Genomic DNA, 24,819 nt, shown 5'->3' with positions numbered 1-24,819 from the left:
GGCCCCCCGCCCGGACCCCGTGGGGCCCGGCCCGCAGCAGCGCTGCGGACCGGGCCCTGCGGGGTGCCGACGGCGGCCGGGACCCGGTCAGTCCTCGAAGCCGCTGTCGAAGGAGTCACGGGCCCGGTCGGCCCGTGCCTTCGGCTCCTGCCCGGCCTGCGGGGAACGCTCGGCGGCCCTGCCCCGGGCGTCCTGCGCCCTGGCCTTGGCCTGCTCGGCGAGTTGCTTCGCCTTGTCCTGGAACTGGTCCTTGAGACCCATGCTTTCCCTCCTGGAAGGGTGTCGGGGCGTGGCCCCGCCCAGCCTGGCACGCAAGGACATCCTTCGCATTCCGGCTAGATGCGCCGGCTCCGCTCCTGCTCGTCCGCCGCCCCGCCGGCCCCCACGAGTCCCGTGGAGACCGTGCCGAGTCGGGGCTCGAACCGCTTCATCTCGCGCTGTCCGACCGCCCCGATGATCCCCGGCAGGTAGCCGCGCACGCCCTGCATGCCGCGCAGCCACCACTGCGCGTACACGTGGGCGGAGCGCCGCTCGATGCCCGCGACGATCCGGTCGACGGCCGGCTCCAGCGGGTACGTGCGGTTCGCGGGCCACGGCAGCCGCCCGCGCAGTTCCCGCATGACCTCGTCCTGGTCGGCGCCGCGCACCATGTCGGTGTCGGTCCAGGACAGGTAGCCCACCCCGACCTTGACGCCCTTGTAACCGACCTCGGCGCGCAGGCAGTGGGCGAAGGCCTCGACCCCCGACTTGGAGGCGCAGTACGCGGTCATCATCGGCGCCGGGGTGATCGCGGCGAGCGAGGCTATCTGCAGGAAGTACCCGCGGCTCTCCGTCAGGACGGGCAGGAAGGCCCGCCCGGTGACGGCGCCGCCGATGAGGTTGACCTCGATCACCCGGCGCCAGGCGTCGGGGTCGGAGTCCGCAAAGGGACCGCCGGAGGCCACGCCCGCGTTGGCGACGACGATGTCGACCTTGCCGAACCGCGCCTTGACCTCCTGCGCGACCCGGGCCATGGCCTCGTGGTCGGTGACGTCGGCGTGCCAGTGGTCGCTTTCGGTGTGCAGCCGCTCGGAGACCTCCTTGAGGGCATCCGGCTCCAGGCCGACGAGGGCGACCTTCGCGCCCCGCGCGGAGAGTTTGCGGGCGAGCAGCTCGCCGACTCCGCGGGCGGCGCCGGTGACGACGGCCACCTGGCCTTCCAGGCTCCTGCGAGGGCTCACGGGGTCTTCTCCTTCTGCGGTGCGGACAGGTGGCGGGCGCTCAGCTCGCGCACCGCGGTCGTGACGGCCTCGGGGGCCTCTATCGGGGTCATGTGGCCGATGCCGGGGAGCTCGGTCAGCCCCACGCAGTCGGGCAGCGCGGCGGCGATCGCCCGGGCGTGCACCACGGGGGTCAGCCGGTCCCGCGCGCCGGCGATGACCGCGGTGGGCACGGTCAGCCCGGCCAGCTCGGCCTCCAGGTCCAGCCCGGACAGCACCTGCGACCAGGCCCGGCGGACCCCGGTGGGGCAGGCGTGCACGATCCGGGCACAGGCCTCGACCTTGTCGGGCGCGGAGCCGGGGCCCATGGTGGCGTACTTGAGCACCTTGCGGGCGACCGGCGTGACGGGCCCCAGAGGGGCGCGGGAGCCGAGGATCGCGCCGGTGACGCGGGTCCGCAGCCGCCCGGCGCGCACCGGCAGGACGAGCGCCTCCTCCACCAGCCGGGCGCTGCCGGTGCTGCACAGCAGCACGGCCGCGGCGTGCTCGGCGAACTCCGGCCGGCCGGCCGCCGCCATGATCGTCATCCCGCCCATGGAGTGCCCGGCGAGCACCGCCCGCTCCCCGGGAGCGAGGACGGCGCCGAGGACGGCCACCAGGTCGTCGGCGAGGGCGCCGGTGCTGTGCGCCCGGGCGGCGGGGCTGCGGCCGTGGCCGCGCTGGTCGTAGGCGATGACCCGGTGGTCCTCGGCCAGGTCCCGCACCTGCGCGGCCCAGAACGCGGTGGAGCAGGTCCAGCCGTGCGCCAGGACCACGGCCGGCGCCCCGTCCTCGCCGTGCACCTCGACGTGCAGGCGGGCCCCGTCGGCGGAGACGGCGACGAGTTCGCGCCGCGCGGCGGGCGGGGCGTAGGGCCCGCTGGAGACGTGCATCAGGCGGCTCACGCGGCGCCCTCCTCGGCGGGCGCCTGCACGGCGGCCTGCGCGGGGGCGGGCGGCGCGGCGGACCCGGCTGCGCCGCCGCCCGCCGGGACCACCGCGGCGAGCGCGGGGGCCCGCTCCCGGTCCTTGATCCGCAGGACCTCGTACTCCGCGAGGTCGACGCTGCGCGTCTCGCGGCGGAACTCGCCGGTGGTGCCCGGCCAGACCGTGGTGTTGCGGCCCTGCGCGTCCAGGTACCAGCTGGTGCATCCGCCGGTGTTCCACACCGTGCGTTCCATGCGGGCCTGCACGTGCCGGTTCCACCGGTTCACGGCGGAGGGCCGGGCGGCGAGCGCCACCCGCCCGCCCAGCACGCCGAGCTGGCGCAGGTAGTCGGCCATGTAGGCGAGCTGGGACTCGATCATGAGGATCATCGAGCTGTTCCCGAGACCCGTGTTGGGCCCGATGATCGTCATCCAGTTGGGGAAGCCCGCCGCGGTGGCCCCGCGCAGCGACTGCATCCCGTCCTTCCACTCGTCCGCCAAGGTCGTGCCCTGCGCGCCCACCACCCGGTCGGCGATCGGCATGTCGGTGACGTGGAAGCCGGTGCCGAAGATGATCGCGTCGACCTCGGTCTCGGTTCCGTCCTCGGCGACCAGCACCGATCCGCGGACCTCCTTGAGCCCGGAGGCGACCAGGTCCACGTCGGGCCGGGCCAGGGCGGGGTAGTACTCGCTGGAGAGCAGGATGCGCTTGCAGCCGATGCGGTAGGACGGCGTCAGCTTGGCGCGCAGCTCCGGGTCCTTGATCGAGCGCGCCATGTTGGCCTTGGCGAGCGACTCGACCAGCCCCAGCTGCTTGGGGCGCTTGGTGAAGGCGCTGACCTGCAGCTCCCGGATCCCCCACAGCAGCCCGCGCCGCGCGGCGCGGGTGAAGGGCAGCCGGCGGTGCAGCCAGCGCTCCGCCGCGGTGATGGCCCGGTCGGTGCGGGGCATCACCCACGGCGGGGTCCGCTGGAAGAGCGTGAGCCGCTCCACCTGCGGCGCGATGGCCGGCACGATCTGGATGGCGGAGGCGCCCGTGCCGATCATGGCGACGCGCTTGCCGGCCAGGTCGTAGTCGTGGTCCCAGCGCGCGGAGTGGAAGACCTTGCCGGGGAAGCCGTCGAGCCCGGGGATCTCCGGCGTCTTCGGGTCGGACAGCGGGCCGGTGGCCGACACCACCACGTCGGCCGTCAGCCCGCCGGAGGAGGTCTCGATCTCCCAGCGCAGCTCCTGCGCGTCCCAGCGCATCAGCTGCACGTCCGAGTTCAGCCGGACGTGCGGCCTCAGCCCGAAGGTGTCGGCGACGTGCTCCAGGTACGCCCGGATGTGCGGCTGCCCGGAGAAGGTCCGGGGCCAGTCGGGGTTGGGCGCGAAGGAGAAGGAGTACAGGTGCGACGGGACGTCGCAGGCGCACCCGGGGTAGCTGTTGTCGCGCCAGGTCCCGCCGACCGAGTCGGCCCGTTCCAGCACGACGAAGTCGGTGATTCCCTCCCGGCGCAGCCGGACGGCGGCGCCGAGCCCGCCGAACCCCGACCCGATCACTGCCACTCGTACGTGCTCGCGCTCCTCGCGCCCGCCCATGCCGCCCATGCCCGCCGCCTTCCGCTTCCGCTTGATCCGCAGTCCCAGCCACGCCATGCCCTGCCATCACCGCGCCGCACACACCGCCGACGCTGCCAGCAATTACTGGCACAATCGGGAGAGTAGAGCAGCCCCGTACTCATGGGTAGGGGTCGCGACCGGAAAGTTACTGCCGGTACGCCATAGGCTGCGCCCGTGGCGAAGGATGAGACGGAAGCGAAGACCGTGCGCGAATACCGTACGGAGGAGCTGGCCGAGGCGGCCGGCATCCCGGTGCGCACCCTGCGCTTCTACCGGGAGCGCAAGCTGCTGCCGCCACCCCGTCGCGAGGGCCGCATCGCCTGGTACGACGACCACCACCTGGCCCGGCTGCACACCATCGCGGCCCTGCTGGAGCGCGGCCACACCCTCGGCGGCATCGCCGAGCTGACCGCCGCCTTCGAGAACGGCCGCGACGTCGGCCAGCTCGGCGAACTGCTGGGCATCGGCTGGTCGGAGGAGACCCCGGTCCGGCTCACCCCGGAGGCGCTGGCCGACTACTTCGAGGGCGAGGTCACCCCGGAGAACCTGGCCGCCTCACTGGACCTCGGCTACCTCGCCACCGACGGCGACGAGATCGTGCACGTCAGCAGGCGCCTGCTGGACGTCTCCTCGGCCCTGGTCCGCGAGGGCGTCCCGCTCGCGGCCGTCCTGGAGACCGGCCGCCTGGTCCGCGAGCACGCGGACGCGATGGCGGCCCTGTTCAGCGACCTGGTCTCGGCCCATCTGGCGCCGGACGCCCTGCCCCGCCTGCGCCCGCTCGCGAAGAGCGTCGTGGAGGCGGAGCTGGGCATGGCGCTGGACCGCCTGCTGGCCTCCGGTCAGGAGCCGAGTTCGTAGACCACGGTCACGGGTGCGTGGTCGGACCAGCGCTCGGGGTGCGTCTCGGCGCGCTCGACGAAGGCCTTCACGGCCCGGCCGGCCAGCCGCGGGGTCGCCACCTGGAGGTCGATCCGCCAGCCGGCGTCGTTGTCGAAGGCGCGGCCGCGGTAGGACCACCAGGAGTAGGGGCCCTCCGTGTCGGGGTGCAGCGCGCGCACCACGTCGACGTACCCGGCGCCCGCCTCGTCGTAGACCTGCCCCAGCCACTCCCGCTCCTCGGGGAGGAAGCCGGCGTTCCTGCGGTTGGTCTTCCAGTTCTTCAGGTCGGCTTCCCGGTGGCAGATGTTCCAGTCCCCGCAGACCACGACCTCGCGGCCGTCGGCGGCGGCCCGCGCCCGCAACTCCCGCAGGTACGGCAGGAACTCCGCCATGAACCGGTACTTCTCGTCCTGCTTCCCGGTGCCCGCCTCCCCGGAGGGCAGGTAGAGGCTCGCGACGGTCACCCCGGGCAGGTCCGCCTCGATGTACCGCCCGGCGGCGTCGAACTCGTCGCTGCCGAACCCGATCCGGACGGCCTCCGGCGCCCGGCGCGTGTACAGCGCGACCCCGGCACGGCCCTTGGCCGCGGCCGGTGCGAAGGCGGTGTGCCATCCCTCGGGCCGGTGGACCTCCGCCGGGATCTGCCCCTCCTCGGCCCGTACCTCCTGGAGGCACACCACGTCGGCGTCGGATCCCGCAAGCCACGCCCCGAAGCCCTTCTTGGCGGCGGCGCGGATCCCATTGACATTCACGGAGGTCACAGTGAGCATCCGAGCACCTTAGCCGGACCCTTCCGTACGATGTCCGGATGTCTCATGGGATCCGCCTCCGCACCGTGCCGTACGACCACCCCGACGCGGTGGAGCTCAACGACCAGGTCCAGCTCGAGTACGAGGCCAGGTACGGGGGCGAGGGTGATCTCACCTTCCTCGACCCGGCGATGTTCGTCCCGCCCAGGGGCCGCTACCTGCTCGCGTACGACGCCGCCGGCGTCCCGGTCGCCAGCGGCGGCTGGCGCAGCCACGAGAAGAACGAGGAGGGGTACGCGGACGGCGACGCCGAGCTGAAGCGCATGTACGTCATACCCGGGGCCCGCGGCCTCGGCCTGGCCCGCCGGATCCTGGCGGAACTGGAACGCGACGCCCGCGCGGCCGGCCGGGTCCGCATGGTCCTGGAGACCGGCGACCAGCAGCCCGAGGCGGTCGCCCTGTACGCCTCCGAGGGCTACACGACGGTGACGAAGTTCGGCTACTACCGCTTCCACGACTCCAGCATCTGCATGGCCAAACCCCTGCAGACCCCCTGAGCCGCCCGACGAGCCGGACCGGACCCCGGCGGCCCGGCCGACGCGGCCGGGCCCCGGCCCCGCTCCCCGCCAACTGCCGGGGCTTCCCGCTCCGTTGGGGCCGGCGGCCCCCAACTCCTCGCGCAAACGCAGAGATCCCGCCCGGTCTTGCGACCGGACGGGATCTCGTGACGTTCCCGGGAGCTACCCGCGAACTGTCGTGTGTGGACCTGTGGGGATTTGAACCCCAGACCCCCTCGATGCGAACGAGGTGCGCTACCAGACTGCGCCACAGGCCCTTGCGACGTGTGAAACATTAGCATCCCCGCGCGGGTGCTCCAAAACCGGTTTGTGTGAGCGTCCGCGCAGGTCACCGATCATTCGTTCGCAGCTCGTGGACGCTCGTCGCTCTCGTACTGGTCGAAGAGCGGCGTACGGCCGCGCTCCCGGCCCCGGGGGCGGGGCGTGGCCGGCTGGGCCTTGGGCTCCGGCGCGGGGGTCTGCGGCTGGGCGCGCAGCCGGGGTTCCGTGGGCTCGGCGGTGCTGGAGCGGGTCGCGCTCCAGGCGTCCGGCGCCGCGGGGCCGGTGGCGCGGGGTGCGACCGGGGCCGTCACGTACGTCGGCAGCGGGACCGGGACCGGCTCCCAGCTGTCACCGCGGGCGGGGCCGCGCTCACGCTCGCGCTGCTGGTCCACCCACTCCGCGTGGTCGGTCTGTTCGACCAGCGCCCGGCGGCCCGCTTCTTGCGGGGAGACCGGTGGGGCAGGGTCCGGTTCGGTGTCCGCCGCGGCCTCCGGCTCGCGCCGGCGCGGCCGGCTCTCGCGCAGCTGCCGGGCGGCCGCCTCGGCGCGCCGCCGGTCCATGGTGAACTCGTAGCGCCGCCGCTCCTGGGCCCGCAGGTGCACGATGTACGAACTCAGCAGCAGGGCCGGGACCGCGGGGGCCCACAGGTAGCCGAGCCCGCCGACCGCCGCGACGACCGCACCGAGGGTGAAGACGAGGAAGAGGAGCGCGGTGGTGCGCCGGCGCCGGGCGAGGACCTGGAGGCGCTGCTCGCGCCGGGCCCGCTCCGCGCGCTGCTCCCGCCCCGCGGCGGCCGACCGCGGCTGCTCCGTCCGGGTCGGGGGCACGACGAAGGCCCGGGCGTCCAGGTCGGCGGAATCGACCGATTCCGTGACCGCGTCCGGGTCCGCGTGGGGCGGGGGATCCGCTGCGTCGGTACCGCGTTCACGCAGCCCCTTGGCGTAACGGCGCTCCATTCCCGCCCGGCCGGAAAGCAGCCGGATGGCAGTGGAGAAGCGTTCCGTCGGACGGGCTTCGTTCAGCTCGTCCTGCCTCCGGAGCCACATGGGCACCAAGTAGGCGGCCCAGGCCCCCACAATGACTGCGTAGATGAGGCCGCTGCTGCTCACACCTCACACCGTAGAGGGGCGCGGACGAAGGGATCGGCCAATCGGGCCGGTGTGTCGCACGATCTCGCTGATATCACGGACTTTTTTTGTGATTCTTCGGATCAGGTTATGGGCGAATCGGCTCGCCGGGCCCTGAATTCGAACTGGCATTCGCTTTTCATTTCGGCGGGATCTCCCGGTGCCGCGTCCGGTGCCAGCGGCGCAGCAGCCCTTCCGGCGCTTCCTCGACCGTGACGGCGTACACGAGGTGGTCGCGCCAGGCCCCGTCGATGTGCAGGTAGCGCGGCCGCAGTCCCTCCTCGCGGAGCCCCAGCTTCTCCACCACCCGCCGGCTCGGGCCGTTCTCCGGCCGGATGCACACCTCGATGCGGTGCAGGCCGACCTTGCCGAAGCAGTGGTCGACGGCGAGGGCGACCGCCGTCGGCATCACCCCGCGGCCCGCCACCTCGCGGTCAACCCAGTAGCCGACGTGCCCCGCGCACATCGAGCCCCAGGTGATCCCCGCGACCGTCAGCTGGCCGACGAGCCGGCCCTCGTACTCGATGACAAAGGGCAGCATCCGGCCCGCGTTCGCCTCCGCCCGCAGGTGGCGCACCATCTGGCGGTACGTCGGCCGGTGGACCACCGGGCCCCAGGGCGCGGGCGGCGGGATCGTGGCCTCCCACGGCCGCAGCCATTCCCGGTTGCGCCGGTTGACCTCGCGCCAGGCCTTCTGGTCCCGCAGCCTTATCGGGCGCAGCGTGACGGGGCCGTCCGTCAGGACCACCGGCCAGGAGGGGCCGTTCAGCTCGCGCTCCCGGAGGGTCTCGCGTCCTCGCCCGGCCGGGGGTGGTCGCCGCCCCGGATCTGGTCCACGGCGTGCAGGAGCAGCCGGGAGAGCACGGCGAGTCCGTCGCGGACCCCGCCCGTGGAGCCCGGCAGGTTGACGATGAGGGTGTGCCCGGCCACGCCCGCCAGGCCCCGTGACAGGGCCGCGGTCGGTACCTTCGCAAGCCCTTCGGCGCGGATCGCCTGCGGGATGCCCGGGATCTCGTAGTCCAGCACCTTCGCGGTGGCGTCCGGGGTCCGGTCGGTGGGCGAGATGCCGGTGCCGCCGGTGGTCAGGATGACGTCGTAGCCGGCGGCCACGCCCTCGCGCAGCGCCTGGCCGACGGGATCGCCGTCCGGTACCACCCGGGGCCCGTCCACGGCGAAGCCGAGTCCTTCCAGCGCCGCGGTGAGCAGCGGGCCGCCCCGGTCGGCGTACACGCCCTGCGAGGCCCGGTTCGAGGCGGTGACCACCAGGGCCCGCAGTGAGGGGCCCGCGGCGGCGCGGGGCGGCTCGGCCGCCCAGGCCTCACCGGTCGCGGGGAGGTGGCTGTGCACCTCGCCGCCGCGCGGGGCGTTCACGAGCGGTTCCAGTCGCCGGACTTGCCGCCGGTCTTCTCCTCCACCCGGACGTCGGTGATGACGGCGCCCTTGTCGACGGCCTTGACCATGTCGACGACGGTCAGTCCGGCGACCGCGACGGCGGTCAGCGCCTCCATCTCGACCCCCGTGCGGTCGGTGGTCTTCACCGTCGCGAGGATCTCCACGGCGTCGTCGGCGACCGACAGGTCCACCGTGACGCCCGAGACGGCCAGCGGGTGGCAGAGCGGGATCAGGTCCGGGGTCCTCTTGGCGCCCATGATCCCGGCGATCCGCGCGGTGGCGAGGGCGTCGCCCTTGGGGACGCCCTCGCCGCGCAGCAGTTCGATCACGCGGGGGGACACGAGCACCCGTCCGCTGGCGCGCGCCGTGCGGGTGGTGACGTCCTTCTCGGACACGTCGACCATCCGGGCCGCGCCGGCCTCGTCGATGTGGGTCAGCCTGCTCTGCGTACTCATGATCTGCGCGCCGCTTCCGTCCGGGCCCCCGGGGGCCTGTGTGGTGCAACACGCTACCCGCACCGGCCCCGCTTCAGCCGAGCAGGACCACTTCCAGCTCGGCCCCGGGCTCCACCGAGGTGACGTCCTCCGGGACCACCATGAGGGAGTCGGCGTGCGCCAGTGCGGCAATGAGATGGGAGCCGGATCCGCCGACCGGGCTGACCGTGCCGCTCTGGGCGTCGTACGCGCCGCGCAGGAACTGGCGGCGGCCGGCCGGCGAACTGATCCCCCGGTCGGCCTTCAGCACCGCGCGCACGCTCGGCCGGCTCACCTCGGACTCCGGCAGGCCCATGAGCGCACGGATCGCGGGGCGCACGAACAGCTCGAAGGAGACGTACGAGGAGACCGGGTTGCCCGGCAGCGCCAGCAGCGGGGTGTGGTCGGGGCCGACGGAGCCGAAGCCCTGGGGCTTGCCGGGCTGCATGGCGAGCTTGCGGAAGTCGATGCCGGCCCCGTCTACGTCCTCGTCGCCGCTGGACACGGCGGTCAGCGCCTCCTTCACCACGTCGTACGCGCCGACGCTGACCCCGCCGGTGGTGACCAGCAGGTCGGCCCGGATCAGCTGGTCCTCGATGGTGGCGCGCAGGACCTCGGCGTCATCGGCCACGGCCCCCACCCGGTAGGCGATGGCCCCGGCGTCCCGCGCGGCCGCTGCGAGCGCAAAGCTGTTGGAGTCGTAGATCGTCCCGGCGGCCAGCGCCTCGCCGGGCTGCACCAGCTCGCTGCCGGTGGACAGGACCACCACGCGGGGGCGCGGCCGCACCCGGACGGTGCCCCGCCCGACGGCGGCCAGCAGGGCGATCTGCGGCGGCCCGAGGACGGTGCCCGCGGCCAGCGCGAGGTCCCCGGCCTGGACGTCGCTGCCGCGCGAGCGGACGTGCGCCCGGGCCTCGGCCGCCCGGTGCACCCGCACCTCGCCCGCCGCGCCCTCGGGGGCGGCGCTGGCCGGGGTCATGCCGGAGGCGGCGCCGCCGCCGGTCCCGCCGTCGGTCCACTCGACCGGGACGACGGCTTGCGCACCGGGTGGGAGCGGGGCGCCCGTCATGATGCGGGCGGCCTCGCCGGGGCCCACGGTCGGCAGCTCGCCGCTGCCGGCCGCGACGTCCCCGATGACCGTCAGCACCGCGGGGAACTCCTCGCTCGCCCCCTGGACATCGGCCGTGCGGACGGCGTAGCCGTCCATGGAGCTGTTGTCGAAGGGCGGCAGGGCGACGGGCACCGTGACGTCCTCGACCAGGACGCAGCCCTGGGCGTCGAGCAGCTGGAGCTCGATGGGCTCCAGCGGCCGGACCGCGGCGAGGATGTCCGCGAGGTGCTCGTCCACCGACCAGAGGCGCTGCTCGTCCTGCTGCCGGCCGGTGTCCTGCGGTGCGGAACTGCTCAAGGTGCTACATCTCCTCCGTGACGTAACGGTGAAGCCAGGTGCGGAACTCCGGGCCGAGGTCCTCACGCTCGCACGCGAGTCGGACGATGGCCCGCAAATAGTCCCCGCGGTCGCCGGTGTCGTAGCGGCGGCCGCGGAAGACCACGCCGTGCACCGGGCCGCCGACGCTCTCGTCCGCGGCCAGCTTCTGCAGGGCGTCGGTGAGCTGGATCTCCCCACCGCGGCCCGGCTCGGTCTCCCGCAGTATGTCGAAGATCGCGGGGTTGAGGACATAGCGTCCGATGACCGCGTAGTTGCTGGGGGCGTCCGCCGTGTCCGGCTTCTCGACGAGTCCGGTGATGCGGACCACGTCGTCCTCGTCGGTGGCCTCGACGGCGGCGCAGCCGTAGAGGTGCACCATGGCCGGGTCCACCTCCATCAGCGCGATGACGGTCCCGCCGGTGCGGGCGTGGATGTCGGCCATCTGGCGCAGCAGCGGGTCGCGCGGGTCGATGAGGTCGTCGCCGAGGAGGACGGCGAAGGGCTCGCGGCCCACGTGCGGCTCGGCGCAGAGCACGGCGTGGCCCAGGCCCCGCGGGTCGCCCTGGCGGACGTAGTGCATGGTGGCCAGGTCGCTGGACTCCTGGACCTTCTTCAGCCGGTCGTCGTCGCCCTTGGCGATGAGCGCGGATTCCAGTTCGTAGTTCCGGTCGAAGTGGTCTTCCAGAGCGCGCTTGTTACGCCCCGTGATCATGAGTACGTCGTCCAGTCCGGCGCCCACGGCTTCCTCGACCACGTACTGGATGGCCGGCTTGTCCACGACAGGAAGCATTTCCTTCGGGGTCGCCTTGGTCGCCGGGAGGAAGCGAGTACCGAGGCCCGCGGCCGGAATCACGGCCTTCTTGATCACGGGGTGCAACATAGTCATGCCCCGAACGATAGTGGGTCCTGCCGAACACCTGACGCGATCGCAGCAGGTAGATCCAGTTATGTACCTATTTACCGAAGAAATTGGCATCCGCTGTGACCGAGAACCTCTCCTCCGCTTCCGCGAAGGCCGCGCTGCGCCGAGAACTCCTGGCCGCGCGCCGCGCCTTGTCGCCGCGGGACCGCGAAGGGGCCGCCGCCGCCCTCGCCGTACGGGCGCTCGGACTGCCCGAACTGGCCGGCGCCGCCACGGTGGCCGCGTACGTCTCCGTCGGCTCCGAACCCGGCACCCGCGAGCTGCTCGACGCCCTGCGGGCGGCCGGCAAGCGCGTCCTGCTGCCCCTGCTGCTGCCCGACAACGACCTGGACTGGGCGCCGTACGAGGGCCCCGGCAGCCTCGCCGCCGCCGCGCACCCCGGGAAGATGCAGCTCTGGGAGCCGACGGGGCCGGCGCTCGGGCCGGACGCGGTGGCCGGGGCGGACGCCGTCCTGCTGCCGGGGCTGGCGGTGGACCGGCGCGGTGTGCGGCTGGGGCGCGGCGGGGGCTCCTACGACCGGGTCCTGGCCCGGCTGGAGCGGGCCGGCAGCAGCGCGGCGCTTGTGGTGCTCCTCTACGACGACGAGGTGGTCGCGCACGTCCCGGAGGAACCGCACGACCACCCCGTCCGGGCGGTGGCCACCCCCTCGGGGGTGGTCCGCTTCAGCTCATGAGCCCTCGGGCTTGAGGGTCAGCGTGTCGACCGTCGCCTTGTCGACGGCCTCCTTGCCGAAGGGCCAGTCCAGCAGTTCGCCCTTGGCCCACATCGTGGTCTGGTCGGTGTAGTGGCCGTTGTAGGCGTGGCCCGAGGCGCCCGTGAGGTTGATCCAGCGGGACTTGTCCAGGTCGTTGAGGTTCACGACCATCCGCATCGACGGGACCCAGGTGACCCCGTACCCGCTGGAGGCGTTCCAGCCGGTCGCGTTGACGGTGGCCTCGCCGCCGCCCAGGTTCCACGGCCCGCGGTTGAGGAGCCACTGCAGGAAGCCGGGGCCCTCGGTGCCGATCGTCTGGTTCTTCAGCGTCAGCTGGTGCAGGCGGCCCCAGCTCCAGGTGGACTGGTCCTTGCCGAGCGTGGCCGTCAGCTCCCAGCGGGCGTCCGCCATGGCGCGCGCGAACAGCTCGTCGCGGGTGGTGGCGGCCGGCTGGTTGCGGGCCGCGGGCGACTGCCACCAGGGCGACTTCTCGTCCTTGACCAGGCGGCGGACCACCTCGAACCAGCGGTCGCCGCCGTCCGGCTGCGCCGAGTCCGCGGCGCGGGTGCCGCATTCGCGGACCGTCTTGGCCAGGTCGTCGGCGGGGCCGGTGCCGTCGCCCTTGACGTTCATGCAGCTGCCCTCGATGCGCAGCTCCTTCGGCATCTTGTCGCCGAAGGACAGCTTCAGGATGTTGCGCCAGACCGCGTTGAAGTACGCGGCGGCGGCCGAATCGGGCTCCTGGGTGTAGTTCCACCCGTCGAGGAGCTTCTGCGCGGAGCGCACGGCCGGGTCCGACACGTCGACCTTCGCGAGCATCGGCGTCAGCAGCGCGGCGATCTCGCTGCTGTTGTCCATCTGCATGGTGCGCATGTCGTCGGTGGAGATCTTGCCGCTGTCCTTGATCTTCGCCTCGATGAGGTCGTTGATCCGCTGGCTGCGGGCCCCGTAGCCCCAGTCGGTGGTCAGCAGGTTCGGGTACTTGCCCGAGCCGGTGCCGCCTTCGACGACGGCCTGGTTGGCGGTGACGATGTAGCCGCGGGCGGGGTTGAGGTCCCAGGGCAGCTCGCCCTGCGGGATGTAGCCGGCGTTGCCGTCCCTGCCGCCCTTCCAGGCGTACTTGGAGTCCCAGCCGGGCGCGGGCATGCGCCCGTCGCCCTGGCCGCGGACCGGGATGCGGCCCGGGGCCTGGTAGCCGATGTTGCCGCTCTGGCCCTTGTTGTCGGCGTAGATCAGGTTCTGGGAGGGCACCTCGAAGTCGGCCGCGGCGGCGCGGAAGCTGTCGAAGTCCTTGGCCCGGTCGAGCTTGAACACCGCGTCCATGGACTTGCCCGGGTCCAGGGCGGTCCAGCGCAGGGCGACCGCGTAGCCGTCGCCGCGGTCGGGGGCCGAGCTGGCGACGGGGGCCCGGGCGCCGACGGTGCCGAGCTCCTCGCTGCGGTCGGAGATCAGCGGGCCGTTGTTGGTGGTGCGGACGGTGATCTTCTTGCTGGCGCCGCCCGCGACCTTGATCTCCTCTTCACGGGTGGTGAAGGGGAGGACCTTGTTGTCGTAGACGTAGCCCTCGGGCCTGACCTGCTCCAGGTAGAGGTCGGTGACGTCGGCGCCCAGGTTGGTCATGCCCCAGGCGATGTCGGCGTTGTGGCCGATGACCACGCCGGGCATGCCGGAGAAGGTGTAGCCGGCCACGTCGTACTGGCACTGGGCCGAGACGGCGCGGCAGTGCAGGCCCATCTGGTACCAGACCGAGGGGAGCTGCGGGGACAGGTGCGGGTCGTTGGCGAGCAGCGGCTTGCCGGTGGTCGTGTACTTGCCCGAGATCACCCAGGAGTTCGAGCCGATGCCGCTGCCGTTGGGGCCGAGGATCGCCGGGATCTCGTCCAGGGTCTCGGCCAGCGAGGTCAGCTGGGTGCGCAGGCCCACGGTCGCGCCCTGGGCGGTGGCGTCGCCGGCCAGCCCGGTGGAGGTGCCGCCGCCGGCGGAGGCCAGCGATCCGGTCCCCGTGCCGGTCCCGGTGCCGGTGCCCATGCCGGTCCCGGTGCCGCGGTTCGAACCCGAGCCGCCGGTGCCCTGGGGGGCGTACTTGCCGCCGTCGGTCTTGCCGCCCTCGACGATCGGCTTGTTCCGGTCGAAGGGGTAGGGCGGGTAGAGCTCGTCGATCTGCTGCGGGGTGAGCTTGCTCGACATCAGCGCACGGTCGATCTCGTCCTGCATGTTGCCGCGCAGGTCCCAGGCCATCGCCTTGAGCCAGGCCACCGAGTCCACCGGCGACCACTGCTCGGGCCGGTAGTCACCGCTGAGCTTCAGCGCCGCGTGCTCGACGGAGAGGTCCTTGCCGGACTTCCCCTTGAGGTACGCGTTGACCCCGTCGGCGTAGGCCTGCAGGTACTTCTTCGTCTCGGGCGAGAGCTTCTTGTCGAACTCCTCTTGCGCGACCTGCCGCCAGCCCAGCGTGCGCAGGAAGGCGTCGGTCTCGACCTGGCCGGAGCCGAACATCTCGGAGAGCCGCCCGGACGTCATGTGGCGGCGTACGTCCATCTCCCAGAACCGGTCCTGGGCGTGCACGAAGCCCTGCGCGCGGAAGAGGTCCTCGTCGTTGTCCGCGTAGAGCTGGGGAATGCCGTGGTCGTCACGCTTGACGTCGACGGTCCCGGTCAGGCCCGGCACCTTGAGGGAGCCGGTCGTCTGGGGGAACGAGGCGCGCACGCTGTCGACGCCCCAGTACGCCCCGTAGCCGAGGCCCGCGAGCAGCGCCAGGACCAGTACGAGCACGATCAGACGGGCACGTCGCCCCTTCTTCTTGGCGGGAGGAGCGGTTTCGTTGGCGGGCATCGCTGTCCTTCGAGGGGCAGGGTGGTCCTGGGAGTGCTGGGAGCAACCATAGGCGCAGGACCCGGCTCGATGATCCGCCAGGGGTGGAGCTGGTGAGGACAGGGCCGAACAGGCGTTTCACAATGTGGGTATCGCGTCAAGAAAGCGTCAAAGATTAGGTAAGGTAACGAAACACTTGCCGAACGCGCCGATCGAGCCGATCCTCCGGCGCTTTGAGGAAAGGGTCGCCCACTGACTGTCCACACGCTCAATGAGCTTCTGCTGGTCTGCTCGCTCGTGCTGCTCGTCGCCGTCGCGGCGGTACGCATCTCTTCACGCAGCGGCCTGCCCAGCCTGCTCATCTACCTCGGCATAGGCATCGCGATAGGCCAGGACGGCATAGGCAACGTCGTCTTCGACAATGCCGAGCTGACCCAGGTCATCGGGTACGCCGCACTCGTCGTCATCCTCGCCGAGGGTGGTCTGGGCACCAAGTGGACAGAGATCAAACCCGCCCTGCCGGCAGCGGTCGTGCTGTCGCTGGTCGGCGTCGCCGTCAGCGTGGGCGTGACCGCGGCGGGCGCGCACTACCTCGTCGGGCTCGAATGGCGCCAGGCCCTGCTGATCGGCGCGGTCGTCTCCTCGACCGACGCCGCGGCCGTCTTCTCGGTGCTGCGCAAGGTGCCGCTGCCGTCGCGGATCACGGGCGTACTGGAAGCCGAGTCCGGGTTCAACGACGCTCCCGTCGTCATCCTCGTCGTCGCCTTCTCCACCGTCGGGCCGGTGGACGACTGGTACGTCCTGCTCGGGAAGATCGCCTTGGAGCTGGCCATCGGCGCCGCGATCGGCCTGACCGTCGGATTCGCGGGGGCGTACGGACTGCGGCACGTGGCCCTGCCCGCCTCGGGCCTGTACCCCATCGCCGTGATGGCCATCGCGATCACGGCCTACGCGGCGGGCGCCATCGCGCACGGCTCCGGCTTCCTCGCCGTCTACCTGGCGGCCATGGTGCTCGGGAACGCGAAGCTCCCGCACTGGCCCGCCACCCGCGGTTTCGCGGACGGCCTCGGCTGGATCGCCCAGATCGGCATGTTCGTCCTGCTCGGTCTGCTGGTCACCCCGCACGAGCTGGTGCACGACTTCTGGCCCGCCGTGGCCATCGGCCTCGTCCTCACCATGGTGGCGCGGCCGCTGGAGGTCTTCATCAGCCTGCTGCCCTTCCGAATCCCCTGGCAGGAGCAGGCCCTGATGTCGTGGGCCGGCCTGCGCGGGGCCGTGCCCATCATCCTGGCGACCATCCCGATGGTGTCCGGGATCGAAGGCAGCGACCGGGTGTTCAACATCGTCTTCGTGCTGGTCGTCGTCTACACCCTGGTGCAGGGGCCGACCCTGCCGTGGCTGGCGCGCAAGCTGAAGCTCGGCGACTCCCAGGAGGGCGCCTCCGACCTCGGCATCGAGTCGGCCCCGCTGGAGAAGCTGCGCGGACACCTGCTGTCCTTCGCGATCCCGCCGGCCTCGCGGATGCACGGCGTCGAGGTGGGCGAGCTGCGCCTCCCGGCCGGCGCCTCGGTCACCCTGGTGGTCCGGGACGCGAAGAGCTTCGTACCGGCGCCCTCGACCGTGCTGCGGCGCGGGGACGAGCTGCTGGTGGTGGCCACCGACCCGGTCCGGGACGCGGCCGAGGCGCGGCTGCGGGCCGTGGCCCGCGGCGGCAAGCTCGCCGGCTGGCTCGGCACGGGGAACGGGGCGGCGCGGTAGCGGCATCCGGAGCGTCGTTCGGAAGAGTCGTTCCGGAGCGTCCCGCTGGAGCGGCGCTTTAGAGTGACGTTCTAGAACGACGTTCCAATTCTGCCAATTTTCGCGCGGTGTGGCCTGATATAGCCCCGTTTACGGGGCCCTGGAATGCGAAGTTCCAGTTAATCGCAGGTGAAGAGATCCATTGTCGGCACAATCACAGGGCGCACTTGCGCCGTCCCCTGTATGATTAAGGCACACCATATCGAACCAACTCTGCCTGACGCAGAGCTGGCGCGACCGCAAAGCGGCCGTGGCACCCCCCGCAGTGGGCGCCCAGGTATCACTCGGTTCTGCGCAAGAGGACAGCTCTCGGGGCTCCCACATGTACGGGTGCGGCCGCTCACAAGGCGGAGCATCGTCCGCAGACGGGGACGCTCTACCAGGCAGCGGAAAGGCCAGGCCGTGACATCCGCGGTCACGACCGACACGTCCGCCCGACCCGGCTACGGGCAGCTCCTGCGCACGCCCGGCGCCCTCGGCTTCCTTCTCCCCGGCTTCGCCGCCCGGCTGCCCTTCGGCATGCTGACCATCAGCATCCTGCTGCTCGTCCAGCACACCACCGGCTCCTACGCCAACGCCGGCATCGTCGCCGCCGTCACCGGCGTCTCGATGGCGCTGTGCGCCCCCGTGATGGGCAACCTGACCGACCGGCGCGGCCAGAGCGCCGTGCTGCTGCCGGTGGTGCTGGTCCACGCCGCCGCCGTGAGCGGCCTGGCCGCCCTCGCCCTGGCCGGCGCGCCGGTCCTGGCGCTCGCGGCCGCCGCGATCCCGGCCGGCGCCTCCGTGCCGCAGGTCGGCCCGATGGTCCGGGCCCGCTGGGCCGCCAAGCTCGAAGGCTCGCCGCTGCTGCCCACCGCCGCCGCGTTCGAGTCCGTCACCGACGAGTTCACCTTCGTCGTCGGCCCGGTCCTGGCGACCGCGCTCTGCACCGGCCTGCACCCCTCGGCCGGCCTGATCACCGAGGCCACCCTGACCCTGATCGGCGGCCTGCTGTTCGCCGCCCGGCGCGGCACCCAGCCCAAGCCCCACGTCCAGGTCGCCGGCGCCGCCAAGCGCGCCTCGGCCCTGTCCTTCCCCGGCCTGCGCGTCCTGATCGTCGCCTTCCTCGGGATCGGCGCCGTCTTCGGCGGCATGCAGGTCTCGCTGGCCGCCTTCTCGAACGAGATCGGCAACCCGGGCGCCAACGGCCTGCTGTACGGGATCTTCGCGGCCGGCAACATGGTCGCCGGCATCGCCATGGGCGCCATCGCCTGGAAGATCGGCCCGCGCCGCCGGCTGCTGCTCGGCTACATCGGCCTGACCGCCACCGCGTCGCTGCTGTGGGCGGCCGACTCGACGGTCCTGCTGGCCGCACTCGGCCTGCTGGTCGGCCTGTGCATCGCCCCGGCCCTGATCACCGGCTACACCATGGTCGAATCGCTGATCCCGGCGAACGCCCGCACCGAGGCCTTCACCTGGCTGACCGGCGCGGTCGCCTTCGGGCAGGCCATCGCCGTGGTCGTGGCCGGACGCCTGACGGACGCGCACGGCTCCTCGTACGGGTTCCTCGTGCCGCTGGCGGCCACCGCCGTGGCCCTGGTCACCCTGCTGGCCCTGCGGGGCAAGCTGGCTCCGAAGGCGCCCAGCCGCATCGTGAACGCCTCCGGGAACACCTCGGGCGGCGCGGCGGAGAAGGCCTCGGGCAGCGCGGCAGGGAGCGTCGGCACGCAGGCCCGGCCGCGCGACCTGAGCACCGTCTGAGCACCGGTCCGAGCGCGGTTCGGGCGTGCTTCGGGCGTGGTTCGGGCGTGGTTTGGGTCACCGCACGCCGAGGACGGTGGACTGAACGGCCGGAATACGTCACCATGGAGCGTCGTTAGCACTCATTGAGTGAGAGTGCCAGGAGGAAATTCGTGCCGACCTACCAGTACCAGTGCACCGAGTGCGGTGAGGGCCTTGAGGCCGTGCAGAAGTTCACCGATGACGCACTGACCGTGTGCCCGAACTGCGACGGACGCCTGAAGAAGGTGTTCTCCGCGGTCGGCATCGTCTTCAAGGGCTCCGGGTTCTACCGGAACGACAGCCGCGGTGCTTCGTCGAGCAGTACGCCTGCCACGAAGCCGGCCCCGGCCTCGTCGTCCACGCCGTCGACCGCTGCCGCCCCGGCCGCCTCGTCGTCCTCGACGTCCGCCTCCAGCGGCAGCTCCACCTCGGCTGCCTGACCCGCCGGCTTCCTCCTGAGGCCCCGCCGCCCCGCTTGGGCGGCGGGGCCTCAGGCATCCGCCGGGACCTGCCCGGTTAGGGTGACCGCATGGCGAACGCAGAGATCGGTGTCATCGGCGGTTCGGGCTTCTACTCGTTCCTGGAGGACGTCTCCGAGGTCCGGGTGGAGACCCCCTACGGCCCCCCGAGCGACTCCCTCTACCTCGGTGAGCTCGCGGGCCGCCAGGTGGCCTTCCTCCCCCGGCACGGACGCAGCCACACCGTCCCGCCGCACCGGATCAACTACCGCGCCAACCTGTGGGCGCTCCGCTCGGTGGGCGTCCGCCAGGTGCTCGGCCCCTGCGCGGTGGGCGGCCTGCGGCCCGAGTACGGCCCGGGCACGCTGCTCGTCCCCGACCAGCTGGTCGACCGTACGAAGTCCCGGGCGCAGACGTACTTCGACGGGGAGCCCCTGCCCGACGGCAGCGTCCCGAACGTCGTGCACACCACCTTCGCGGACCCGTACTGCCCCGTGGGGCGCTCGGTCGCCCTGGCGGCGGCCCGGGGGCGGCAGTGGGAGCCGGTCGACGGGGGCACGATGGTCGTCGTCGAGGGCCCGCGCTTCTCGACGCGCGCCGAGTCGCGGTGGCATGCCGCGGCCGGCTGGTCGGTCGTCGGCATGACGGGGCACCCGGAGGCGGTCCTCGCCCGGGAGCTGGGGCTCTGCTACACCTCGATGGCCCTGGTCACGGATCTGGACGCGGGCGCGGAGACCGGTGAGGGCGTCTCCCACACCGAGGTCCTCAAGGTCTTCGGCGAGAACGTCGGGCGCCTGCGGCACGTCCTCTTCGACGCGGTGGCGGCGCTGCCGGCGACGGAGACCCGCGACTGCCTGTGCACGCACGCGCACGACGGCTGGGACCTGGGCATCGACCTTCCGTAGCAGCCCGGGCCGCGCGGGACGCGTACGGGGCGGCGCCGTGCGGGGTACGGCGGCGTGCGGCGCGGGGCTCTTTGCGGGGCGTGGCCGGACCGGTCCCGGCACCCGTGGGGGTGACGGGGTTTTCCCCATGCCGGGGGCTGTCCACAGGCGCGGGCGGGAGGCGGCGGGAGCCGGGATCGTGAGGGGTGTCCGGGCGCCGGGTCCGGACACGGCATCCGACCTGCTTGGCGGTGTACCTCATGTCCCGTACCCCTGCGACCCGTTCGCCTTCACCCTTCCCCACCCGCTCCCCCGCTTCCGGTCCCTCCCCCGCCCCCTCCTCCGCCAGGGCCGGGGCCGCTCCGGCCTGTTCCGCGGGCGCTGCGCCCTGCACGCCCGCCCGGCCTGTCCCGCCGTTCCCGCCGCTGCGCGTGGAGCGGTGTGGCGGCCGGCTGCGCCGGGCCGTGCGGCGCAGGCGGCGGGCCGTGGCCACGGGGCTGACCGTCGTGGCGGCGGCGCTGGCGGTGGGCGGGGCCGATGCGCAGGCCTCGCGGGGCGGCGCGCCGCCGCCCGAGGTGAAGCGCCCGCCCGCGGTGGTGCGGACGGTGTCCGCGCCGGTGCGGATCGCGGACGCGGCCACCGTGCGGCTGCTGCGGCCCGGCGACCGGGTCGACGTGGTCGCGGCGGAGCGCACCGGGCCGCCCCGGGTGGTGGCCTCGGGGGCCAGGGTCGCCGAAGTGCCCGAGCCATCGGAGGGGGGCGCGGCCGGAACCGGGGACGGGGGCGCACTGGTGGTGCTGTCCGTGGACCGGGAGACCGCGCGGGAGCTGGTGGGGGCCGGCGCGGTGACCCGGCTGGCGGTGACCCTGTGCTGATTCGTACGGACGGCCGGTCACGTCCCCTTCACGTGCGCCCTGAATGGGCACACCGAGCCCGGACTGCCGTAACTTTCGGAACCGTTGGCTCCGTGTTCGGCACATGCGTAGAAAGGCTCAGTGGTGAGCGAGAAGAAGAAGGAGAGCGTCCTGGCGGGCTTCAAAGCCTTCCTGATGCGCGGCAACGTGGTCGACCTCGCGGTCGCCGTCGTCATCGGCGCGGCGTTCACGAACATCGTGAACTCCATCGTCAAGGGGATCATCGGGCCGCTGGTGGGAGCCATCGGGACGAAGAACCTCGACGTCTACAAGTCGTGCATCAAGAACCCGTGCGGCGTCGACGCCCAGGGCCAGGCGACGGGGGTGGAGATCCTCTGGGGCTCGGTCCTCAACGCCACCCTGACCTTCGTGATCACCGCCGCGGTCGTGTACTTCCTGATGGTCCTGCCGATGGCGAAGTACCTGGCCAAGGTGGAGGCCCGCCGCAAGGCCAAGGAGGGCGTCCAGGAGACCATCGAGCTCACCGAGCTCCAGGTCCTCAAGGAGATCCGGGACACCCTGGTGGCCCAGCGGGGTGCTCCCGGCGACGCCCCGGCCGGCAGCGCCGGTCCGGCGGGACCGCGCAACGGGTTCTAGCAGCACCGGCCGCCACGGCGGCTCAGATGTGGTGCGGGGGCTTCTCGTCGAGGAAGCGGGCCAGGTCGGCCGCGCTTCCGCCGGCGGGCGGCCGCTCGCCCCAGCCCCGGTCGGTGTCGTCCGAGGACTGCTGGTCCAGCGGGTCGTCGAAGACCAGCCGGGGCCGGGGCGCGCTGCCGCCCTGCTCGGGACGGTCGCCCTTCGGTGCGGGCGGGGGCTGGGGGGCGGGGGCGCTGCTCATTCCTCCAGGGTACGGCCGCCCCCGCCGGCGGCGACGGTCAGCTGGGGGCCTCGGCGCCCTTGCGGGCGTAGAACCACCAGCACACGGCCAGGCAGGTGGCGTAGAAGCCGATGAAGAGCCACAAGGCGTGGGTGACGGCCATGGCGGCGAACATCGCGGGGATGAAGAAGAAGCCGTAGGCGGCGATGGCGGAGGAGAAGCCGGTGACGGCGCCCGCCTCCATCTCCGACTGCTTCAGGGCCGCGGCCTGCACCTCGGGGCCCTTGCCCTCGGCCTCCCGCATGTGCTGGTCCCGGAAGATCACGGGGATCTGGCGGAAGGTGGAGCCGTTGCCCAGGCCGGAGAAGGCGAAGGCCACCAGGAAGCCGATGAGGAAGGCCCAGAAGCTGCCCTTGTCGCCGCCGCCCGGCAGCGCGAAGATCACCACGACCAGGGCCACGGCCATGCCCACGAAGGACAGCATGGTCACCTTGGCTCCGCCGATCCTGTCGGAGAGCCAGCCGCCGGCCCAGCGCATGAGCGCGCCCACGAAGGGGCCGAGCCAGGCATAGGTGGTGGCCTGGTAGCCCTGGCTCTCGAAGTTGTTCTTGATCAGCAGGGGCAGGCCCGCCGCGAATCCGATGAAGGAGCCGAAGGTGCCGACGTAGAGCCAGGTCATCAGCCAGTTGTGCTTGCGCTTGAAGATGACCTTCTGCTGGCTGAAGGGCGCGGCGGCCACCTTGAGGTCGTTCATCAGGAACCAGGCCAGCAGCGCCATGATGACGAGCAGGGGCACCCACAGGAAGGCGCCGTTCTGCAGCCAGATGTCGGTGTTGTTCTTGGCGTCGTACTGCGGGCCGCCCGCCGGGGCGCCCAGGACGGCGGCGGTGACCACCAGCGGGGCGACCAGCTGGACCACGCTCACACCGAGGTTGCCGAGGCCGCCGTTGAGGCCGTTGGCGTTGCCCTTCTCCCGCTTGGGGAAGAAGAAGCCGATGTTGGCCATCGAGGAGGCGAAGTTGGCGCCGCCGATACCGCAGACGGCGGCGATCAGGGCCAGCTCCCAGTACGGGGAACCGGTGTCCTGGAGCGCGAAGCCCAGCCACAGCATGGGCACCACCAGGATGATCGTGCTGAAGGCGGTGAACTTCCGCTCGCCGACCATGGGCCCGATGAAGGTGTAGAGGATGCGGAAGGTACCGCCGGTGAGGCCGGGGATGGCCGTCAGCCAGAACAGCTGCGACTTGGAGAAGCTGAAGCCGACGTTGTTCAGGTTGACCACGGTGACCGACCAGACCTGCCAGACCACGAAGCCGAGCATCAGCGCGGGGATCGAGACCCAGAGGTTGCGCTGGGCGACGCGGCGGCCGGTCGACTCCCAGAAGCCGTCGTCCTCGGGGCGCCAGTCGCCGATCGTGGCACCGGGCTTGTAGGTCTCCGCGCGGTGCGAGGGCACCGTGCGCGAGGTGGGCGTGGGTATCGACATGGTCACCGGTCCTTGGGGTCGAGGAGCCACAGCACGATCACGACGAGGAAGGACAGGACGAGGAATCCCGCCCCCCACCACGCCGTGCCGGTGTTGCCTTCCATCCATTCGTTGACGGTCACGGTCAGGGCCCAGAGCTGCCCGATGACGACGCTGAGGGCCAGGACCAGACGGGCGTTGAGCTTCGAGGCACGCTCCGGTTCCTGGTCGGTGCCGGCGCCCGGGCCGGGGCCCGTGTGCCGGACCCGCGGGTCGCCGTACCCGCTGGTGGAGCGGATCTGCGGATACCGCTCCCGCACCGGTCTGTTCAACCGGGGGTCGGCGCTGCCCGGGCGGTACTCGGGGCGGGGCGGCAGCTGTGCGTCGCTCATGTCCGTCCGCTCCCGGTCGCGCCGGCCGCCCCGGGGCAGCCGAGCTGCTGCGCCATCTCGGGACGGGAGTCGAGGAACTGCCGGCACAGGGCTTCCCTGGCCGGTTCTCCCGACCGGGCGGTGGCGACGGCCCAGACACTGCCGTCGGGCCGTTCGGTCAGGAAGATCCGGGGCAGCGGCCGGGGCGGCGGGCCCGCGGTCACCTCGCCGGTGCGGGCGTCGAAGACACCCTCGTGGCACGGGCAGTACAGCTCCCCGTCGTTGCCCCGGTCCTCACGCCACAGCACGGCGCAGGCCAGGTGGGTGCAGACGGCCGAGTAGCCGACGAGGGAACCGTCGGCCAGCCGGACCGCGAGCGCGCGGTCCTCGTCACCGGGGAAGCGGAAGGCGACGGACTGACCCGGGGCCAGTGCGTCGGTGACCTTCTTGGGCTCGGGGAGCTTCTCGCTGTCGCCGTGCCGGTGCAGGATGCCTGCGGCAACGCCGACACCGCCGATGGCCAGGCCGCCGGAGACGGTGGCGACGATCCGCAGGTAGTCGCGGCGGGTGGTGAGCGAGTCGGCGCTGATCCGGTCGCGGAGCGCGGCCGCGGCGGCGTCGCCGTCGCCCGGGTCGGGGACCCGTCCGGGAGCGGGTTGTTCGGTCACGCTCATCGCACATCCACTCCGTTGATCTCGACGACGGGGAGGCCCCCCGGGACCGGCCACTGGACCTTGTCGGCGGGCACGACCATGGCCACGCCGGTGCTGACCATCACGTCGCCGAAGGCGAAGGAGTCGGCGACCTGCACGCCGGGCCGCTCGGCCTGGAGCTCTTCGAGGGTTCCGTAGAAGAGGGCGCCGGTCGGACAGACGGTGGCGCACATCGGGGCCAGCCCGTAGGCGGTGCGGTCGTAGCAGAGGTTGCACTTCATCTGCAGCTTCGCCTGGAGGTCGATCTTCGGGACGCCGAAGGGGCAGGCGTTGACGCAGTTGGCGCAGCCGATGCAGCGGGTGGTGTCGGCCTGCTGCACCACGCCGTCGGCGGTCACCAGGATGGCGTCGGCGGGGCAGACCTCTGCGCAGGGTGCGACCGGGTCCTCGCAGTGCATGCACACGGTCGGGAGGGAGGCGACGGACATGCCGGGGTCGGTGTAGTCCAGGTGGATCATGGACTTGCCGCGGTGCGAGTCGCATTCGCGGCAGGCCGAGACGCAGGCCTGGCAGCCGATGCAGCGCCCCGGATCGATGAAGATCGTTCGTCCCATCATG

Annotated in this window: 26 protein-coding genes and 1 tRNA gene; 9 read left to right on the top strand and 18 right to left on the bottom strand. The window is 72.4% G+C overall.

Annotation, left to right across the window (positions count from 1 at the left end; translation table 11 throughout):
* Positions 1-87 precede the first annotated feature (87 nt).
* The 4 genes from ACLJTM_RS29645 to ACLJTM_RS29630 form a co-directional block, all read right to left on the bottom strand.
* Positions 88-261, bottom strand: a complete 174-nt coding sequence (locus ACLJTM_RS29645; RefSeq protein WP_411106834.1) for a hypothetical protein — start codon at positions 259-261, stop codon at positions 88-90.
* 74 nt (positions 262-335) lie between these two features.
* Complete coding sequence (locus tag ACLJTM_RS29640; protein WP_411106833.1) at positions 336-1,220, bottom strand: SDR family oxidoreductase; 885 nt, start codon at positions 1,218-1,220, stop codon at positions 336-338.
* The gene (locus ACLJTM_RS29635) at positions 1,217-2,143 is read right to left on the bottom strand and encodes an alpha/beta fold hydrolase (RefSeq protein WP_411106832.1); all 927 of its coding nucleotides are present in this window, start codon (positions 2,141-2,143) and stop codon (positions 1,217-1,219) included. The genes ACLJTM_RS29640 and ACLJTM_RS29635 overlap by 4 nt, the downstream gene beginning before the upstream one ends.
* Positions 2,140-3,744: a flavin-containing monooxygenase gene (locus ACLJTM_RS29630; protein ID WP_411106953.1), complete on the bottom strand. Its 1,605-nt coding sequence runs from the start codon at positions 3,742-3,744 to the stop codon at positions 2,140-2,142. Before ACLJTM_RS29630 ends, ACLJTM_RS29635 begins: the two co-directional genes overlap by 4 nt.
* A 195-nt stretch (positions 3,745-3,939) precedes the next feature.
* On the opposite strand from ACLJTM_RS29630, the gene ACLJTM_RS29625 reads away from it, so the two are divergent.
* On the top strand, positions 3,940-4,623 hold the full coding sequence (locus tag ACLJTM_RS29625; protein ID WP_411106831.1) for a MerR family transcriptional regulator: 684 nt from the start codon (positions 3,940-3,942) through the stop codon (positions 4,621-4,623).
* Here the strand turns inward: ACLJTM_RS29625 and ACLJTM_RS29620 are convergent.
* Positions 4,605-5,414, bottom strand: coding sequence for an exodeoxyribonuclease III (locus ACLJTM_RS29620; protein WP_411106830.1), 810 nt, complete (start codon positions 5,412-5,414; stop codon positions 4,605-4,607). The genes ACLJTM_RS29625 and ACLJTM_RS29620 overlap by 19 nt on opposite strands.
* A 38-nt stretch (positions 5,415-5,452) precedes the next feature.
* Between ACLJTM_RS29620 and ACLJTM_RS29615 the strand changes: the two genes are divergently transcribed.
* Entirely contained in the window at positions 5,453-5,950 is a 498-nt protein-coding gene (locus ACLJTM_RS29615; RefSeq protein ID WP_411106829.1) for a GNAT family N-acetyltransferase, read from the top strand.
* Between the two features lie 204 nt (positions 5,951-6,154).
* Here ACLJTM_RS29615 and ACLJTM_RS29610 read toward each other — a convergent pair.
* The 7 genes from ACLJTM_RS29610 to galU all read right to left on the bottom strand — a co-directional run bounded on the left by ACLJTM_RS29610 (position 6,155) and on the right by galU (position 11,539).
* Positions 6,155-6,228, bottom strand: a tRNA-Ala gene (locus ACLJTM_RS29610).
* Positions 6,229-6,306: 78 nt separating this feature from the next.
* Positions 6,307-7,341, bottom strand: a complete 1,035-nt coding sequence (locus tag ACLJTM_RS29605) for a hypothetical protein (protein ID WP_411106828.1) — start codon at positions 7,339-7,341, stop codon at positions 6,307-6,309.
* A gap of 157 nt (positions 7,342-7,498) precedes the next feature.
* Entirely contained in the window at positions 7,499-8,107 is a 609-nt protein-coding gene (locus ACLJTM_RS29600) for a GNAT family N-acetyltransferase (RefSeq protein WP_411106827.1), read from the bottom strand.
* Positions 8,108-8,124: 17 nt separating this feature from the next.
* The gene (locus tag ACLJTM_RS29595) at positions 8,125-8,706 is read right to left on the bottom strand and encodes a molybdenum cofactor biosynthesis protein B (protein WP_411106952.1); all 582 of its coding nucleotides are present in this window, start codon (positions 8,704-8,706) and stop codon (positions 8,125-8,127) included.
* A gap of 20 nt (positions 8,707-8,726) precedes the next feature.
* The gene (gene moaC / locus ACLJTM_RS29590; protein ID WP_411106826.1) at positions 8,727-9,206 is read right to left on the bottom strand and encodes a cyclic pyranopterin monophosphate synthase MoaC; all 480 of its coding nucleotides are present in this window, start codon (positions 9,204-9,206) and stop codon (positions 8,727-8,729) included.
* Positions 9,207-9,279: 73 nt separating this feature from the next.
* Positions 9,280-10,632, bottom strand: a complete 1,353-nt coding sequence (gene glp / locus ACLJTM_RS29585) for a gephyrin-like molybdotransferase Glp (protein WP_411106825.1) — start codon at positions 10,630-10,632, stop codon at positions 9,280-9,282.
* A gap of 4 nt (positions 10,633-10,636) precedes the next feature.
* Positions 10,637-11,539 carry a UTP--glucose-1-phosphate uridylyltransferase GalU gene (galU, locus tag ACLJTM_RS29580; protein ID WP_411106824.1) on the bottom strand — a complete coding sequence of 301 codons (903 nt, stop codon included), beginning with the start codon at positions 11,537-11,539 and terminating at the stop codon, positions 10,637-10,639.
* A 95-nt stretch (positions 11,540-11,634) separates the two neighbouring features.
* Here galU and ACLJTM_RS29575 point away from each other — a divergent pair, with 95 nt between their 5' ends.
* Entirely contained in the window at positions 11,635-12,249 is a 615-nt protein-coding gene (locus tag ACLJTM_RS29575; protein WP_411106823.1) for a 5-formyltetrahydrofolate cyclo-ligase, read from the top strand.
* On the opposite strand, the gene ACLJTM_RS29570 is transcribed toward ACLJTM_RS29575, so the two are convergent.
* Positions 12,244-15,102: a penicillin acylase family protein gene (locus tag ACLJTM_RS29570; protein ID WP_411106822.1), complete on the bottom strand. Its 2,859-nt coding sequence runs from the start codon at positions 15,100-15,102 to the stop codon at positions 12,244-12,246. The genes ACLJTM_RS29575 and ACLJTM_RS29570 overlap by 6 nt on opposite strands.
* A gap of 276 nt (positions 15,103-15,378) precedes the next feature.
* Here ACLJTM_RS29570 and ACLJTM_RS29565 point away from each other — a divergent pair, with 276 nt between their 5' ends.
* The 6 genes from ACLJTM_RS29565 (at position 15,379) to mscL (ending at position 21,492) form a co-directional block, all read left to right on the top strand.
* Positions 15,379-16,839: a potassium/proton antiporter gene (locus tag ACLJTM_RS29565; protein ID WP_411106821.1), complete on the top strand. Its 1,461-nt coding sequence runs from the start codon at positions 15,379-15,381 to the stop codon at positions 16,837-16,839.
* 441 nt (positions 16,840-17,280) lie between these two features.
* Positions 17,281-18,618, top strand: coding sequence for an MFS transporter (locus ACLJTM_RS29560; protein WP_411106820.1), 1,338 nt, complete (start codon positions 17,281-17,283; stop codon positions 18,616-18,618).
* Positions 18,619-18,770: 152 nt separating this feature from the next.
* Positions 18,771-19,079 carry an FmdB family zinc ribbon protein gene (locus ACLJTM_RS29555; protein ID WP_411106819.1) on the top strand — a complete coding sequence of 103 codons (309 nt, stop codon included), beginning with the start codon at positions 18,771-18,773 and terminating at the stop codon, positions 19,077-19,079.
* 89 nt (positions 19,080-19,168) lie between these two features.
* Entirely contained in the window at positions 19,169-20,002 is an 834-nt protein-coding gene (locus ACLJTM_RS29550) for an S-methyl-5'-thioadenosine phosphorylase (protein ID WP_411106818.1), read from the top strand.
* Between the two features lie 464 nt (positions 20,003-20,466).
* On the top strand, positions 20,467-20,856 hold the full coding sequence (locus ACLJTM_RS29545; RefSeq protein WP_411106817.1) for a hypothetical protein: 390 nt from the start codon (positions 20,467-20,469) through the stop codon (positions 20,854-20,856).
* 120 nt (positions 20,857-20,976) lie between these two features.
* On the top strand, positions 20,977-21,492 hold the full coding sequence (gene mscL, locus ACLJTM_RS29540) for a large conductance mechanosensitive channel protein MscL (RefSeq protein ID WP_411106816.1): 516 nt from the start codon (positions 20,977-20,979) through the stop codon (positions 21,490-21,492).
* A 22-nt stretch (positions 21,493-21,514) separates the two neighbouring features.
* Here mscL and ACLJTM_RS29535 read toward each other — a convergent pair whose 3' ends face one another.
* From ACLJTM_RS29535 to ACLJTM_RS29515, 5 genes are read right to left on the bottom strand one after another with little or no spacing between them, the layout of a single operon-like run.
* The gene (locus tag ACLJTM_RS29535) at positions 21,515-21,733 is read right to left on the bottom strand and encodes a hypothetical protein (RefSeq protein WP_411106815.1); all 219 of its coding nucleotides are present in this window, start codon (positions 21,731-21,733) and stop codon (positions 21,515-21,517) included.
* Positions 21,734-21,770: 37 nt separating this feature from the next.
* A complete protein-coding gene (locus tag ACLJTM_RS29530) occupies positions 21,771-23,198 on the bottom strand; it encodes a NarK family nitrate/nitrite MFS transporter (protein ID WP_411106814.1) in 1,428 nt (475 codons plus the stop codon).
* A gap of 2 nt (positions 23,199-23,200) precedes the next feature.
* Positions 23,201-23,569 (bottom strand): hypothetical protein, encoded by a 369-nt coding sequence (locus tag ACLJTM_RS29525; protein ID WP_411106813.1) that lies wholly within the window; start codon positions 23,567-23,569, stop codon positions 23,201-23,203.
* Positions 23,566-24,222: a ubiquinol-cytochrome c reductase iron-sulfur subunit gene (locus tag ACLJTM_RS29520; protein ID WP_411106812.1), complete on the bottom strand. Its 657-nt coding sequence runs from the start codon at positions 24,220-24,222 to the stop codon at positions 23,566-23,568. Before ACLJTM_RS29520 ends, ACLJTM_RS29525 begins: the two co-directional genes overlap by 4 nt.
* Positions 24,219-24,818 carry a 4Fe-4S dicluster domain-containing protein gene (locus ACLJTM_RS29515; RefSeq protein WP_048474589.1) on the bottom strand — a complete coding sequence of 200 codons (600 nt, stop codon included), beginning with the start codon at positions 24,816-24,818 and terminating at the stop codon, positions 24,219-24,221. The genes ACLJTM_RS29520 and ACLJTM_RS29515 overlap by 4 nt, the downstream gene beginning before the upstream one ends.
* Between the last annotated feature and the right edge of the window lies 1 nt (position 24,819).

The organism is Streptomyces sp. cmx-4-9 (assembly GCF_046548835.1).
GTDB lineage: Bacteria > Actinomycetota > Actinomycetes > Streptomycetales > Streptomycetaceae > Streptomyces.
The sequence above is the reverse complement of the archived record's forward strand: the minus strand, read 5'-3'. Positions and strand labels throughout refer to the sequence as shown.